Consider the following 17,453-nt stretch of genomic DNA (forward strand, 5'->3'; position numbering starts at 1 on the left):
CCATATCGCCACAAACAGCAGAAACAGTAACAACAGAAGAATCACCTTTCACATAATCAACACTAGCAGGACTAACAAAAGTCTCATAATCATAACTAGGAGCAAGTGATTTTACAGTAATTGACACACTAGTTGGTTTATTAGGATCCATTCCACCACTATACATACAGAATGTATCATAGTCATCATCTTCAATTGGTGTGAAAGCTACTGTATACGGACTACCATTAGCTGTTAAACCAGTTAAATCTAAAGAAAATCCCTCAGTAGAATAATCAACCATATGAGTTACTTGACCTGATTTAACAACAGTATTGCTAGAATCTGTACATTCATATGAAAAATGAACTTCGTCATAACACTCATACTCATCATAGTAATAAACTACACCATTAATTGTAGCGGTTTCACCTTCATTAATTTCAATATTAGTTTTTTCAAATTCAATAAATCCTTCCCCGTTATCTCCTAAAACATCTGAATCATCAACCGATTGGACAGATGGGGAAGAATCATCAACAGCAATTACATCTGCTGTCGCATTATTATCAACATCAGCAGCAAATGAAATTGGTATTGCAATTAAAATTATCATCGCTAATAAAATCAATAGCGAATGTTTTTTAAAATTTGACATTATTATTTTTTCCTCCTCAATTATATGAAATGAATTATAATTCATAACGATATTTATTTTTATAAAAAAGGGTATATAATTATTACTGAAAAAATACGATATGAATAATATTTAATTTAAAAATAATCACAAAAAAATAAATAAAAATAAATTTTATTCTATTAATATAAAAATAAAGAAAAATATTCGTTATATTGAATGAAATAATAAGTATATTAATTTAAATATTAATTAAATTATAAATTTATTCAAAAAAATATATCGAAATTATATTAATAAATATCGATGAAAAAAAATGAAAAAGAATAGAAGTTTAGACTTCTATCTTTTAATTTTAATAGTTTTTGTAACTTTAGATTTTAAGTATTTTACAACAATCTTGTGCTTTCCGACTTTTAAATTCTTAAGATAAACTTTAGCAACACCTTTTTTATTGGTTTTCGCTTTGTAGGTTTTTCCTTTTATTTTAAAAGTGACCTTTTTATTTTTTAAAGCCTTGCCTTTAGATGTTTTTAAAGTTGCTGTATATTTTATTTTTTTAGCTCTCTTTTTAGTAAGGGATTTGGCCTTAATAACGGATTTGACTTTAATTATGTTTGACACTTTAAAACCTTTATATTCAACTGTAACTTTATATTTTTTTGGAATTTGGTTGATTAATAAATATCCATAACCTTTTTTATCCGTTTTAACGTTAATTTTTTTACCGTTGATTGTTACTTTAACAATTACGCCTGCTCCTACAGCCTTACCATCATCCCCAATTACACAAAATTTAAATTTAGATCCATCTTTATAATCCATTGCAAGATTTTTATTTTGAGTAATCCTCTTAAGAACCGTTAATTTATTTGTAACTTCCTGTAAAGATGTTGGATTAACGGAAATTATGGAATAAGTGCCTGGAGATAATTTAGTTAATTTAGCAACACCGTTACTATCAGTATTTACAAAATATTCTTTATTATTAACTTTAAAAGTTATTGAAGTGTTTTTCAAAGGATTTCCACCAATATCCAAAAATGTAGCCATAAAATCATATGGACTATTGTATCCTCTTGTTAAATCAGTCGAATCAATAGTTGATAAAACACTGATTATTGAATTAACATTTACAGGAGCATATTTATCATTTCCTTCAAATCTAATGTCAACCGGATGATTACCAATGGATAAATCTAAATCTATTAAAGCAACTCCATTTAAATCGCTGTCAACAGAATAATCTCTACCATCTATATTAATTATTAACTTAATGTCTGAAACTGGATTTCCTTTAATATCAGTTAATGTAATATTGAATTTTTCTAATTTAAGATAAACAGTAATATCCGGTGAAATGATTACCAAATTAGATTTACCTTCAATGACAGCAGATTTAATAGTTAAATTAATTAATCCAGCATCATTATAAATAGCGTTGATTGTTTGAATTCCTTTAATTACTGTATAATTAGCTACATAGAAATTGTATTCAAAAGTAGAATTAATTTCATTTTCACCAACTTCAAATACCAGTTCCTTACCTATGATAGAATTACCATTATCATCGACTACAACAGCCTCCAATTTAATTGAATCTCCAATTTCACAGGTCATTGTTTGATTATTACAAATAATAACAAAAGTTGGAGTCGGAATATTAGCCTTATTGTAAATTGGATTTGCAAAACTGTTATTTTTTAAATATAATGTACCGGTATTGTCAATACTATAAAAATTGCCTTCTTTAGGATTTATTTCACGAACATTAGTCAAATTACAGATGGATCCTTCATAACTGTATATCAACATTCCCATATTATCAAACTGAGAATCGGTAATATTCACACTTGAATAAATAGTTGTGGTTGTAATAAAGCGTTCAGCATTATTGTTATTAAATGTTGAGTTTACAATGTTAGTGTTTGCATAAAATGATTCAGGGAAAGAATACATGCCCTGAGTGTAAACTAAGCTACTTCCAGCAGTATTCCTATTATTTTCAGCAGTGACATTGATTATAGTGTAAAATCCATATAAGTTCACAAACAATGCACCATTGGCGGCCGTATTATTTTTGATTAGTGAATTAGTAATGTTAATGTGAGTTCTGAATGTTTCTCCTGTATAAATTGCTCCGCCGTCACCTAATGCTACATTATTTTCAATTAAACAGTTTTCTAAAACACCCCAGTGAATTGTAATATGTCTTCCAGTCGAATCAACAACGGAAGATACGGAATTTTCAAGTTGAAGTGCTCCTCCGGTTCCCTCAGCATAATTGTTGGTGAAATTTGTATTCAGGAATGTAGTTTGACCATTGTGTACATATACTGCCCCACCTAATGGAGAGTATCCTGAATCCTTATCAATTGCCTTATTACTGTTAAATAAGCAGTCAATGAATGTTACATTTTTACCGCTTGTATACAATGCCCCTGCACATGTTGCGGTATTTCCTTCAAATGTAATGTTTTTAAAGACCTGGATTACTTCACTATAACCCCTACAATCAACAGCACCGGAATATGTAAATGCTGAATTGTTGATGAATTTTGAGTTTTCTATAAAGAAGTTGCCATCTCCATCCTTTACTATAGCTCCGCCATAAACTGTAGCAGTGTTATTGACAAATAAACAATCTTTTACAAACAAATCACCATATATAAATAATGCGGCACCTTTTTCTGCAACATTATTCATAAATGTACAGTTTTCTACAGTAATTATGTTTTTACCCATTGAATGAACAGCTCCACCCCAACCGTTAGGATTATTTGCTCCGGTGAAAACAATATTTTTAAATGTCACGTTTGAATAATAATCAATATTGAAAATATCTCCATCGATTGATTTTATAATAACTGGTGCATTACCTAATGATGTGATTGTAATGTTTTTGTTAATTACCCATGGCTCTCCAGGGCGGTATCTGTGTCCAATTTGAATATCAGATATATTATAATCCCCAGGAATACCTTGTATTACATCATTTATCTCAGCTGCATCAATAGCTTCCTGTAATGTTTCATATCCTACTCCGTTTATAAACCAATAATTAAAGGTATTAATTTTAATTAATGAATTTTCAATTTTTAATGGGGGATAAATATCATTTGAAGCGGAATATGAACCTGAAATATCATAATTGCCCGTATCAAGATGTTTAACCAAAATTGCATGGCCGTTAATGACATTTGCTGTTCCGTTATCTTCACCATTAATGGTAAACAATATTGATCCGCCATTGATTAAATTACCCATATCATCAGATACTGTGGCATTTAACTGAATGTCTCCATCTTTAAGTTTTAATGTTTGATTATTGTTAAATATCAAGATAACATTGCCGATGACCCCTGAATTAAGATTAATTTGAGCATCAAGATCAGTAATAGTATTATTTAATAAATCTACATTAGCATCATTTATATTGATTGAATATCGTGAATTACTATCGAATCTATTACTTACAATCCTATTTTGAGATTCAAATCCATCAAGATATATTGCTCCACCATTAGAAGCAGTATTTTCGTTGAAAATGTTATTATCAACAATTGTGATGAATGTTAAACCACAGTATATTGCTCCACCATTTATTGCTTGATTTGAAGCAAATTTATTATTTTTTATTAAAATACTTGCTTGATTTGAAGCATTTAAATAAATTGCACCACCGTTAGTAGCAATATTATTAATAAATGTGTTATCTATAATATCTGCATCATAACCAACATTTATACCACCATCCTTATTATTTACAAACTTTGAGTTTTTAACAACAAGTGTTGAATTAGAGCTTATAGCAGGTCCATTTATATTGTTGGTGAATTTCGAATTAAAAATGGACAATACATCTTCTGATTTGATTGCACCACCAAAATTGCTATCAAAAATACAATTATAAATTTCCAAAGATCCTAATGCTTGATGAATAGCGCAGGAACTATTTGTAAATGTTACATTAAAAATATCCGCATCTGCATTAACAAGGAAAATATAACCTTTTTTACCTGCATTTATCAGAACACCTTCCCCACCGATAATTCTTACATTGTTTGATATTGTTATGTTATACTCATTGTAGGTACCAGGCGCAAGTATAATTACCTTATCTCCACCTAAAGCTATGTTTTTATCAATAGCTGCCTTTATAGTCTTTAAAGGATTAGTTTCATTGCCTGAATTGGTATCTGTTCCCATTGGTGATACATAGATTTTATCTGTTTCTGCAACATCGACATTGAATGTGATGTAATTAATTAAATTGTTATTTACTTTAACTGTTATATTTTCCAAATCACGGGCAGCCGCATAATAATTTAAAGAAGCAATGTTGCTTATGATAGTTGAAGAAGAATTGATTTCACCAATTTTTGCATTTAATTTAATGTTCAAATCAGGCATTGAAGCATTTAAATCACCTAAAGTTGAATTGAAATCTGTGTACATGAATTTAACATCAAATGTATAATTATTGCCTTTAACCACTTTATCGGAGTTTATTTGTGGAACAATCACAGTCCATTTATTCAAATTAATTTTAGGAGCAATAATATCTTCCGCTGAAGGTCCATCATTTGTTCCCCAAAAATTATTATTGGCATAAACTTTAACTTCAGAATAAATTAAGGGATTTCCTTCTGTTAATGTATTCTCAATGAAATTACAAAAGTTAACTGTTAATGAATTGTCACGAGCACTGATGATTCCTCTAAAGAATCCTTCGATTCCATTTGCTTTATTATGAATAAATGTTGATTGTAAAATTGTTGTTTTAGAATAGGTTGCAATGGCCCCTACATAACCGCTGTTGTCTTCAAAAGTACAGTTTATGATGTTTAAAACCTTTCCTTCATTTGCATAATGGTTCCCAACAACAGTGGCACTTCCTGAAATTGCACCTGCTGTTCCTCCTGTCATCTTAATGTTAACAAATTCTATTATATTTGGACCCATAGTGAAAAACATGTACCCATCGGAGGTACCTGCATTTATAACCTCAACCTCTCCTTTTCCGGTTATTCTAACATTGTTTGAAATTGTATATGATTTTGTGAAGAAATATAAACCTTTATTGACAATAACTTCATATCCTCCACCTAAGGCCTTATTCCTATCCAATGCTTTTTGAATGGTTGCATATGGACTTGATTCAGAACCTATATTTGCGTCACTTCCATTTTCAGCGACATAAATCTGTCCTTTTGGTGTAAAAGTTTCATAATCCGGAAGTGAAACTCCATAATCTTTAACTTCCCTAACAGTAAGATTCACAGTTTCTGACACGATATTGTCAATATAATAATCATCCACAAACTGGTCAAAGTAAGCATCTTTAATGACACTGAAAGTTAATAAATAAGGAGTTTCACGTGCTTTTAAACCTTCAAAATCAGCAGTATTAAATGAAAAACTTTCATATTCATAAAAAGAGTTATATGATCTTGAAACACCATCGAAATCAGTGTAATTACATTGGACATTTAGTTCCCACGGATACGGATTGTCAATGATATCTATGTGAACATTGCCCTCAATGACTGTGTTATCATCTTCATCGACAACATAATTATCCTCATCCAATTCAATCCATGCTTCATCCTCGCCAGGAATGCCTTCACTAACTATTTCCTCTCCAATTGCCGTATCGTTAAAATCACCGGCAAATGAAAATGGAATTAAAACAAAAGCAAACATTATCAATAAAATCAATATTGAAATATTTTTTAATTTAGACATCTATTCCCTCCTTATTTTTTCACTTTAATAGTATTTTTAATAGTAGATTTACCGTATTTAGTTGTCACTTTATATTTTCCAACTTTCAAATTCTTCAAAACTAATGTAGCGATGCCTTTTTTATTAGTTTTGACTTTATAGGTTTTTCCTTTAATTTTAAAAGTAATTTTTTTACCTTTCAATGCCTTACCCTTTCCATTGACGAGTTTTGCATTAAACTTAATTTTTTTGGATTTCTTTTTGGAAATGTTTTTGGCTGTCAAAACTGGCTTGACGACAATCTTATTTGAAACCTTAAAACCCTTATATTCAGCTGTAACAGTATAAGTTTTAGGGCTTAAAGTAATTTTGAATGAAATATACCCATTAGCATCAGATTTAATTTTAACATTTTTTCCATTGATTTTTAATGTGACATATTGTCCTGAAGCAGGATTGCCGTTATCATCAAAAATACGTAGTCTGTATGAATTTCCATTGTTAAAATACATTATCAAATTCTTATTTTCAGTAATCCTTGGAATAACATTGAGTATATCACTTAAAACTTCACCATTTAAAGGATTCATTAGTGAAAATGAATGTCTTCCCGGACTAAGATTTATTGTAATTGAAAAAACGCCATTATCATCTGTGACTGCTGATTTGCCAACACCATCGATAAAATAAGTAACTTCAGAATTATTCAATGGATTACCAGATTTATCTAATAAAAATAGCATATATTGAGTGTTTGATAAATAATCTTTGGATTCAAATGATTTAATTGTTGAATTGACTGTTATATTATAACTTGAAGAAGAATTAATGTAATTATTGTCTCCTTTAAAGTCAATATCAATTTTGTATTTTCCTATCGGTAATGTAATGCTCATAAATACTGTACCATTTGAATCACTGACTTTTTTAAATAATCTTCCATTGAGTCCAATTATAATCTCACGATTTACTACCGGCTTTCCATTGATGTCTATTAATTTAATGGAATACATATTTCCACTGTTATAGAATGCAATGAAATCTTCAGCAATTATATTAGTATCAATTGCTTCAATCGTGAAGTTTTTAACAGGAATATTGCTTACATAAGATGTATTTAACAAAACAACTTTAACTGAATAATTTCCACATTCAAGATTGGATAAATTAAGTTGCGCTTTCCCATTTGATGATTTTACAGTGTAATTCTCGTCATTGACAAAGACCATCAATGTCTCATTAATGTCTCTTGAAATGTAAATGTTAATATTGGCAGAAATCATGTTTTTTATTATTTCCAAACCGATATCTGCAGACAATCTGTTTATAGTAACTGAAGCGTTAGATTCAGAACTTGTATACCCAACAGAATTATAAACTGCTTCAATATATGTTGTTGCCATTTCTTTTAAGTTTAAAGTGATTTTAGCAGCTCCATTTAAGACAGGTACTAGATATGTATCATTATCAATTTTAAATGTGATATTACCGCCAGTTACTGCCTGTCCATATTCATTTAAAACATTTGCAATAATATCAATCGGATTATAGTCATTACCTGAAATATTTAAGGTAATATTTGATTTGACTTCATCGATGAAAGTGAATGCTTTAATACAGGCTACCTGTGAGTCATAGGTATGTGTGGAGTAGCTTGTTGAATAACCATATAAGTCTGTCCATTTTTTACCGTCATAACTGAAAAATGAAGTGCCTTCATGATATAATTCTTTATTTGATCTTACTTTTTCACTAACCGGGAAACTAGCGCCATTTGCAGTTATCTTAAACATGATTTTAAATAAATCACCAGTGTTTAATTTAATATAATTACCTAAATCGATTGTATAATAGCCACAATCACTTATACCACTTTTTACTAGTTTTAATGTATCATTTACAAAAATGGATAAATCCCAGCTGCAGGTTTTTTCAAAATATGTTGAAACCGCTGCCAGATATTCATTGTCGGTCGCTTCAAAAAGATTCTGATACCAGATATTTTTATTGCCTGTAACGAAATAATCTGTTTTTCCAATGACATCATACTGGTAATTCTTATCATATTTCACAACATCATCTAAAACAAATGTATAAATCGCTTCATCATCATTAATTAGTGCAAAGGAAGTATCATAATATGAAACATAGAAATATCCTTCGTTTCCCCAATCGGTGTTCCAACTATTCTTTACTAAAAATGCACCATCGCCACGAGGAGGGGATTTGAAGTTATTTTTGGAATAATTATCATCCCAACCAACAATTGCAACCGCATGGTTTGATGAAGTGGTAAACGCACCATAATATGAAGATGTTTCCATATTATAACAGGTACTATCAAAGTAAATTCCACATCCGACAGCTCCATATCTTAAAATTGCTTCCTTAATAGCATCATTATCTGTATATGAAGTCCTTTTAATGTATTTTATATTTTGAACATGAACTACGCTGTTTAAAATAGGAGATAATGTTGAATAATCATCATATAAATCATCCTCTTCAAGAACAGGACCTATCCAGCTTGTCAGGTAAGACATAATCATTGAAGGATATCCACCTTGATTGGTGTCCATTTTCCAGCCGTAATCAGAATAGCTGCTCATTATGTTTTTCATATTTTCTTCGGACAAATCAATGTTGTCTCCAGATGCCTTTAAGATGCAGGATTCCAAAACGGCCAATCCTGCAAAAGCCCAACAATTTCCACCAGACTGCTGATCTTTGACTGATGTAACATATCCATAATCTAATGCGCTGTATTTGCTTGGAATGACACCATCAAACGTGTCATTGAAATGATATAATGAGTAGTTTCCGTCACCCAATACTAGATTGATGCTTGATGTTTCATACAAATCATTTTCATATTTGGCCTGATTGCCATAAAATTCATTAAAGTTATCATGTATCCTGGAATTGTTATTTAAAAGAGAATAGACTGCGCCTGCATATTCCAATGCTGTGTTGTTGATGAATTTGTTTTGGTAAAGTATGGTTCTGTCTGTATCATCAATGAATAATGCCCCTCCGTTTTTAGCGGAATTGTTTAAAAGGTTTGCATTTCTCAAAGTGAGATATCCATATAATTGGTAAAGCACACCTCCTTCATATTTTGCAGTGTTGTTGAATCCATTTATAAAATTCAAATAAATTGTTGAACTTAAGGAAGTAATTGCAGCTCCAAAAGTGGCTTTGGAATTATTTATTTCAATATTATTCCCCGTTAATGAAGAGTCTTTTAGATAAATTGCTCCTCCAGCATCATTAATAGATTTGGAATTAACAAATTTTGATTTATCAATTGTTACTTGACAGTTATACTCACAGGCAATTGCTCCTCCATAATTATAGGCATAATTATCATAAAAAGCAGTATTAATAATATCTAGATAACCTCCATCCATATAAATGGCGCCACCATATTCTCCTGTGTTGTTAATAAATGTACAGTTATCTAAGGTAACATATGCTGTTGAATATGAATAATATGGAGAAAATATAGCTCCTCCAAAGGAATTTGTAGCTGAATTTACAAGGTCTGTACCTTCAGATGTTGTTGAAAAAGCAATTGAATTTTTAAAAATAGTATTGTTTGCAGTAACTGTACCATAATTCAAAATAGGCATTCCCAATAAAGTTACATTTCTAAGGGACAATCCCCCATTGACTCTCAGAACAAAACTGGAATTCTTAAATTTTATTACAGTATTATCGGCATTTTCACCAATAATTGAAAGACTATACACTGATATTCCTTCATCTAATTCATATAATCCATCTTTTAAATGTAAAGTTGAGTAATCAGTGAATTTATCTGTTGTTAAATATTTATATGGATTTGATTCATTACCAGAACCGTCCTCATCTGTTGAAGCATCAAAATAATAATCCTCAGATAATATATCATCTTCTGAATCAGAAATAGCTAATAATTCTGAATCTTCATTTGTAATATTATTATTCTCTAAAGCAAATGTAGAAGGTAATGTAATGAATAATAAAATTAAACATATAATTAAAATCTTATTATTAAACAAATTTTTCCCCCTTATATATCGTTGATAAATATAATTATTATCGATAAATAATATAAATATTATTAATTTTATTTTCAAGAAAAATTACGATATAAATAAAAAAATAAAAAAATAATAGTTTATTTGTTATAAATTTAAAAATTAAACTATTTTAAATAATAATTACTAATTTTAATGAAAATTAATTGATATGAATAAATATTATCGTTGAAAAAAAAAGAATTATAATTCAGAACTATAGGTGTTCTGAAACTCTGTCCTTGATGATTTCATACATTCTTCTGTCGATTCCCAAAGGATCGGTCAGAACAATTTCACCATCGAACTCGACCGGCTCGTCATCATGGTCATGATGGTGGTGATGATGATGTCCGTGATGGTGGTCATCGTGATCATCGTGGCCATGATGGTGGTGATGATGATGTCCGTGGTCGTCACCTTCATAATCGCTTTCAATTCCTAACAATCCCGGAATGTCCCTTTTTGTGTGAAGACCGTGTGCTACAAAGACCGGCACTACAATGATTTTTTCCAAATCATTCTCTTCAGTCAATTTTTTGATTGTTTCTGGGATTCCCGGTTTTCTGATTTCCATGAAACCGTATTCAACCGGCATGTCCGGAAACTCTTCAGCATACATTTCCTTATAAGCTTTAATTACCTCTTCACCATCGTCAAATCTGGAACCGTGAGATAATAATAATATTCCTGTTTTCTTATCTGACATAAATATCAACCATAATTAAATTTTAAGTTAAATTCTGTTAAGTTATCTTGATTAAAAAATTTTTCAAAAAAATATATGGAAAAATAACTATTTTCCCTCAATCATTTTAGCTAAAATATCTATTAAGATGTCATCTGCCTTGATAGGCTCCGGATATAGGATTTCACCATCGAACTCGACAGGGGTCAAGTCATGCACATGGTCGTGGTCCCCATGGCCATGGGAATGGCCGTGTGAATGCCCATGTTCGTGGTCATCCAAAAATCCTAGGATATGTGGGATGTCATGGGTTGTGTGCATTCCAGGAGCAATGAATACCGGTACGACAACCAGTCTTTCCAAACCGTTTTCCTCAACTAGTTTATTGATTGATTCAGGTATGCTTGGACCGCATAATTCCATGAATCCAAAGCTTGACGGCAATTCGCAGGTCTTTTCAAACTTATTGTATAATGCGGTTGCAAATTCCTTGTTGTAGTTTAGTCTGGAACCGTGGGTTACAAGCAGTATTCCGGTTTTTGCACTGTCATCCAATTCGGATTCGGCCAATGCTTCTTCAACTCTTTTATCGATGATATCCAATAGCTCATCTCTTGGTCCGATTGAACTTAAAAGTTCAATTTCACCGTCAAAATCGACATCAGGAGCTATTGACAAGTAATGTTCAGGCGGATAGTTGCCGTCAGGACATCTTGGGTCTTCTTCTAGTGGTTCCAAACCCAATAATTGTGGAATATCGATATTGGTGTGAATTCCTGGAGCTAAAAATACCGGAAGGGCAATGATTTTATCCAAATCATCCACTTCTTCTTTTAGAACATCTACAGCACTGGAAATTGTAGGTTCTGAGACTTTCATGTATCCTATTTCAGCCACAAGACCTGTTTTTTTGATAAATTTTTCTTTGATTTCTGTAAATACCTCTTCAGCGTAAGGCAAGGTACTGCCGTGACTTACGAGAATTACACCGGTATTATTTGATAACTTTGAATTTGTATCCATATGAGATTACTCCGTCTTCTCCATCCTCTCTAACTCTTCTAAATACCATTTCAACATCATCGCCGATTTCAAGTGAATCTACATCACAATCGACAAGTTGGGTGGTTAATTTTGCACCTTCTTCAAGTTCAATGACCGCTACAGCATATGGAGCTGATTTCTTGAAGTCATCAGGTGCTGATCTAATTACTGAATAAGTATATATTTTTCCTTTTCCAGAAAATTGGAAAGGTTCAAGGTCTCCTTTTCTCCTACAGTTAGGACAAACTACACGAGATGGGAAGAATACTTCACCACAGGTGTTACATTTGGAGCCTATAAGATTATATCTTTGTTGTATATGACGCCATGTTCTTACAGTATCAGACATGTGAATCCTCCTAATAATTTTCAATATGTATAATATATCTAAAATAATATAAATAGATATTGAAAGTATTAATTAAATCAGTTTAAAACAAAAAAAGTATTATTTTTTAAAAAATAATTGTGATTAAAATGAGATATGATAATCCCATTTAAATCTAATATGAAATTCCATTTTCTTCAAGCTTTGCTTTCAGGACTTTAATTTCATCATCTTTCCTTTCAAGCATGACTTTGATTTCCTCATCCTTTTCAGCTATAGCCTTATCCTTTTCAGCAAGAACCTTATCCTTTTCAGCTATAGCCTTATCTCTATCCGCCAATTTTCGCTCATAAACTTGCCTTGCATAATCTTCTTCGAATTCTGCTACAATTCTGAGTTTTGAATCATTAACCTTTTCATCTAACATTTTTAATAACTCCTCTGCTTTAGCTGTTGACTTGAAATACTTTTTAACCATCAAAGATATGCCGTAGCCAATGTGTCCCCTAAAAGGCTTTTTCAAAGTCTTGTCCATGTTAAACAGGTTCAAAAGCTTCTCAGTAATCCATTTTCCCTCATTTTTAGGGGCAAACATTGGAAGAAAAACCATATCCAATCCATCATCTTCACTCAATTCGATATGATTAAGTATTTTTCCTTCAAGATTATTTAACTTTTCGATTATTTCATCGAAATCAATGTAAATAAAGATTGGTTTGAGAATATCAGAGTCAACCCTCCTATATTCAACTTCTGAAGATTCATAACCGTCAGTTATGATGATTACAGTGAGCACGGGCAGACCATAATAAGTTTTGGCATAATCCTTATATTCTGAGATGATTTTGATCTTTTCTTTTGTCACTCTGGAAGATTGAAATTCAACATTTATCAGTATTTTCTCAAATAGCCTATGACCATCCGGTTCGACCAAAATTAACCAGTCCATTTCACCTTCACTGCCATCACGCTTAACGATTCTTGTTGTGTAATTTCGCACAAACTTGCCCGGCAGGCGAAAATACCTATGCAATACTTTTGGAATAACATTTGAAAAATACACATTCGTCACATCATTAACATGATGAACACTATTAACTCTTGGCATGTTTTCACCTCAAAAAATTATTTTTGAGATTTCATGAAATCTAAATTTAAAACATACTAGTACATATTACTGTTAAATTTGATAGTATATAAAGTTTTAACGAAAATAAAGCAATATTTACCTTAATTAATTAAAAATAAAGTCATATCAATATTATTTTTAACTTATAATAAATATTTGGAAGTTATATGCTTTTACACAAAATCATAGGGTCGCACTTCAAGAAGTGATTTATAAATTTCAATCCAAATTCTTAAAAATGAAAGCAAAAAAACCAGACTCAAAAGGCAATATTATTGTAGGCACCACCGCAATTTTGATTGTGGCTCTGCTATTAATCTCAATTTTCGTTATAACAACAATAACATTCATTCAAAATTCAAATATTGACTCCGAGACCAATGATAATTTCAAATATGTTATAGATGACTATTCAGCCAATTTGGAGATTTTGGGAAGGGATGCAATAGCTGAAGCTACACAAAAGGTTTACAATGGTCTGCCTGTAAGAGACAGCCCGGACCAAATAAAAAAGAATTTGAACAATCTTTTAAAGGATAAAAACGATGAATTCAAGAAAAAATATGATATTGACTTGTCTTCAGAAGTCTTATCTGTTGAGCCTACGGATTCACCATGGAAAGTGTTGTTCAAGGTAAAATTATATGGAAAGAAAGGTAGCGATGAATTTTCACAGATAATCGAAAGAAATGCATCAATTGAGGGTTTAAGAGATCCTCTACCTATTGCTAAGTTGACTATAGCATCCGGCGTGATGGCATATGATGATAAGATTCATTACAAGACTGCACTTTCCGCATATATGCTCCTGCATAATTTCGACTCGCCGGAATCGTATATCGAGGCAACGGCGCCGTTGACTATGAAAAGGTGCCCTTATGACCCATACGTTCACCATGGTGATCCTGGAGTATTGAAGGATTGTCTTGATAAGGGATACTTTCATGAAAGCGCTGACGGAAGCTGTTATCTGTGCAGACTGGAGGGCAAGGGAAAATGTCCCCATTATGGTATGGAGGTCTTCATCCAGACACATACCCCGCTTGGAAACGAATCGCTGTCATGCTCTGACCATGTGGTATTTGCAGACCACTATAACGGCGAAAAGATAGATCCTGATGATTGGGACAGCTTGATTTTGGATGCATCACACAGAAAGAAATACGGGTTGGTCGGCAATGAAAGCTATTGAAATCGGAATAGTGCTAATCATTATTTTAGTAATCTTCGGTGCAATCCTTGCATCGATTGAAAACTCGACTGAAAAGGCTATAAAAGAAGTGGAAACTAACAATATGGAAAAATTAACATCAGAAGTCATTGACAATCTGATAAACAATCCGGGGGTTCCTGAAAACTGGAATGAATATGGAAAGGGCACACCCGGCCTTGCAATCGTTAATGAGGAGGGCCAGATAATTCCGAACAGTGTTTCGTATGCCAAACTCATAGCCCTTGGAAATGATTATGACAAGCTTGTTTATGATAAACTGTTTGCATCCAAACTCCACACATCGATGGAGCTGATACCAACGAAGAGCAGCATTTCAAGTGTAAAAATCGGTGAAAGTGGTGAAGGCGAAAACGTTTTTTCACTTACACGACTGGTGAAATGTGATTTCTACAAGAGCCATGTCCTCAAAAATTTTGAAAATGATGGAACATGCAACAAGCATCACTCTCAGGACAAGTGCAGCTGCAACTACTTTAAGGTATTCCGGGGCAATATTAAAAGCTCGGATTATTATCTATTGATAGATCCCACTGAAGAGCATGAATTATCATACATTGTAGACACTACAAGAGTCGTTAAGGACAAGTACTGGAAAACTGCAATATCAGATGCAATCTACCTAAACGATGAATTCGAATTTTACGATGATGACAGCGCCATTGTATTCGTTCATCTTGACAAGCCCCATCCAAGGGCATTGCTTGTGTCCGTTCCGAAAAACTTCGATAAGAGCCTATTGGAGTATGACTATTTCAGAACCAATGAATGTGAACTTGTCCTAAAAGCATGGTACTAAATCAAAGCACCCAATAGGAGCAGTGAAACTGAAATCAGGACAAAACTTGAAATTGAATCGGTTATGCTGGTTGAAATAGGAATTACAATATTGTCCGGGTCCATATTATGCCTATATGATGTAATGGATACATAATAGACAACAATCACCATTATTGCCACTAAAATAAGTCCGGACATTGTGCTTATTTCAACTATCTTATCGAATCCGACGCCAACGACTCCTAAAGCGAAAGATGATCCTTCAGCTAAAATGCCTATTAGAGGGAACACAATAATGGCTAAAATGAAGCTAATAATGAAATTATGAACCGCTTCTCCTTCAGGCTTATTGAACGGTTCGACCAAACCTGAATGTAGTCCTGAAGATAATCTGGCTCCCAAAATACTTATTAAACTTCCGCTTTCTCCTGAAAACAGCGGCAATAAGGTCAATAGGCTTGCATTTGTAAGCAATGTTTCAAGCGCTGAATTCAATATACTTCCTGCTGCCCCTCCTAAAAATGAACATAAAAGCAATACTGGTGTAGACTGCTTTAAAATGGTATTTGTCTCATAGGACAGACGATAACAATAAACAAAGCTGATGCATACTGCTATTAATACGATAATTAGAACAGCATCCTTAAAAATAAAGCTGAAGTTCATGGCCTGCAGAATAAATATTGATGCAATGATGGCCGGCAGGGTAAGCAAATCCCCAAATGCAGCTATAATCGGACTTGTTATATTGTCCGGATCCCATCCGTGTTCGTAGCTTTTGAACGATACGAACATTGTAATAGGAAGCATGATCAAGTTTGAAATTATTCCTGCAAACACACAGATTAGCATGAAATCTATTAGACTCATGGACGGTTGATGGAGTAGAATACATAATACTTTAGCTATGATTGCTAAAAACAATGACAATACCATTGTCAAAACAAAAGATGAGTATATATTATAGTTTAATTGCTCTGAAAATTCAAATTCAGGTGATATTATACCGATGTGCAGGTTAGTTGATAATCTTGATGCAAAAGAACCGAAAATATTTCCTCTCATTCCAATAGCACCAGGAATTACTACCAGCAATCCCGGAAATGTTTCAAGGAAAAAGGTCATCTTACCTAAAATAAGACCTGCGCATAGGTCACCTATAGCGCAAATAAAAAGGGCTATTAATCCTTCCTTAATGACTGATTTATGCTCTGCATAAAAATCAGACCATCTTACAGATAGTGGAGTGCGAATCTTCTTCTGTTTGTCTGTCACACATATCACTACCCATAATCATTTTTTTCACTTCCTAGTCTTCTTCTAATTCTTCTGGAATATCCTCTAAAGAACAGGTTCCTGCTGCTAATTTTTCAAGCAAATCGGCACCTTCGTCTGTTCCTTTTAAAATTAAAGTATCATCCGGTAAAAGTGTGGTATGCTTATCCGGTCCATAAATCCATGATGAACCTCTTCTGATTGCAATTACACGCATACCTGTACGGTTTACCAATAATAAATCACCTAAAGTATTATTTGCAAGTTCTGATGAATCGTCAATGGTAACTCTGACGATACTTTTATCAGATTCTTCCATAACCATCTTAAATACAGGGTGTGGTTTAAACCCAGTTATTACTAAATCAGCTAAATCTTTTGCTGCATTTGCTATACTTTCTGCAGCTTCTGCAATTTCAAGTAATGCTGTTAACTTTTCAGCATCCTCATAAGATCGTGCGGCCACTAATGATTCCTTTTTTATCTCATAATTCATTGCATTCACTTCATTTTCAAGTGCAATGACTTCTTCAGCCGCTGCTTTACTATTGAATAATATTGCGGAATATGCCAA

11 protein-coding genes are annotated in these 17,453 nt (G+C 32.4%); 2 read left to right on the plus strand and 9 right to left on the minus strand.

Annotated elements, in window-relative coordinates; translation table 11 throughout:
- The 7 genes from ACJMML_RS10590 to ACJMML_RS10620 form a co-directional block, all read right to left on the minus strand.
- A partial coding sequence (locus ACJMML_RS10590) for a hypothetical protein (RefSeq protein ID WP_405307293.1) occupies nucleotides 1–595 on the minus strand: 595 nt, incomplete at its 3' end.
- Nucleotides 596–958: 363 nt separating this feature from the next.
- The gene (locus ACJMML_RS10595; RefSeq protein ID WP_405307294.1) at nucleotides 959–6,364 is read right to left on the minus strand and encodes a right-handed parallel beta-helix repeat-containing protein; all 5,406 of its coding nucleotides are present in this window, start codon (nucleotides 6,362–6,364) and stop codon (nucleotides 959–961) included.
- An 11-nt stretch (nucleotides 6,365–6,375) separates the two neighbouring features.
- On the minus strand, nucleotides 6,376–10,386 hold the full coding sequence (locus tag ACJMML_RS10600) for a C1 family peptidase (protein ID WP_405307295.1): 4,011 nt from the start codon (nucleotides 10,384–10,386) through the stop codon (nucleotides 6,376–6,378).
- Nucleotides 10,387–10,621: 235 nt separating this feature from the next.
- The gene (gene cfbA, locus ACJMML_RS10605) at nucleotides 10,622–11,113 is read right to left on the minus strand and encodes a sirohydrochlorin nickelochelatase (RefSeq protein WP_405307296.1); all 492 of its coding nucleotides are present in this window, start codon (nucleotides 11,111–11,113) and stop codon (nucleotides 10,622–10,624) included.
- Between the two features lie 87 nt (nucleotides 11,114–11,200).
- On the minus strand, nucleotides 11,201–12,115 hold the full coding sequence (gene cfbA / locus ACJMML_RS10610; protein ID WP_405307297.1) for a sirohydrochlorin nickelochelatase: 915 nt from the start codon (nucleotides 12,113–12,115) through the stop codon (nucleotides 11,201–11,203).
- The gene (locus tag ACJMML_RS10615; protein WP_116592943.1) at nucleotides 12,087–12,485 is read right to left on the minus strand and encodes a Zn-ribbon domain-containing OB-fold protein; all 399 of its coding nucleotides are present in this window, start codon (nucleotides 12,483–12,485) and stop codon (nucleotides 12,087–12,089) included. The genes cfbA (ACJMML_RS10610) and ACJMML_RS10615 overlap by 29 nt, the downstream gene beginning before the upstream one ends.
- A 154-nt stretch (nucleotides 12,486–12,639) precedes the next feature.
- Nucleotides 12,640–13,572: a hypothetical protein gene (locus ACJMML_RS10620; RefSeq protein ID WP_405307298.1), complete on the minus strand. Its 933-nt coding sequence runs from the start codon at nucleotides 13,570–13,572 to the stop codon at nucleotides 12,640–12,642.
- 259 nt (nucleotides 13,573–13,831) lie between these two features.
- On the opposite strand from ACJMML_RS10620, the gene ACJMML_RS10625 reads away from it, so the two are divergent.
- Nucleotides 13,832–14,785 carry a hypothetical protein gene (locus ACJMML_RS10625; RefSeq protein WP_405307299.1) on the plus strand — a complete coding sequence of 318 codons (954 nt, stop codon included), beginning with the start codon at nucleotides 13,832–13,834 and terminating at the stop codon, nucleotides 14,783–14,785.
- Nucleotides 14,772–15,623, plus strand: coding sequence for a hypothetical protein (locus ACJMML_RS10630; protein ID WP_405307300.1), 852 nt, complete (start codon nucleotides 14,772–14,774; stop codon nucleotides 15,621–15,623). The genes ACJMML_RS10625 and ACJMML_RS10630 overlap by 14 nt, the downstream gene beginning before the upstream one ends.
- Here ACJMML_RS10630 and ACJMML_RS10635 read toward each other — a convergent pair.
- Together ACJMML_RS10635 and ACJMML_RS10640 are read right to left on the minus strand one after the other, a co-directional pair.
- A complete protein-coding gene (locus tag ACJMML_RS10635; protein WP_405307301.1) occupies nucleotides 15,620–16,879 on the minus strand; it encodes a magnesium transporter in 1,260 nt (419 codons plus the stop codon). The two genes, ACJMML_RS10630 and ACJMML_RS10635, sit on opposite strands and share 4 nt — an antisense overlap.
- 34 nt (nucleotides 16,880–16,913) lie before the next feature.
- Nucleotides 16,914–17,453: potassium channel family protein (locus ACJMML_RS10640; RefSeq protein ID WP_405307302.1), on the minus strand; the 540-nt coding region annotated here is incomplete at its 5' end.

The sequence above is a fragment of the Methanobrevibacter sp. genome (assembly GCF_045130115.1).
Classification (GTDB): Archaea; Methanobacteriota; Methanobacteria; order Methanobacteriales; family Methanobacteriaceae; genus Methanocatella.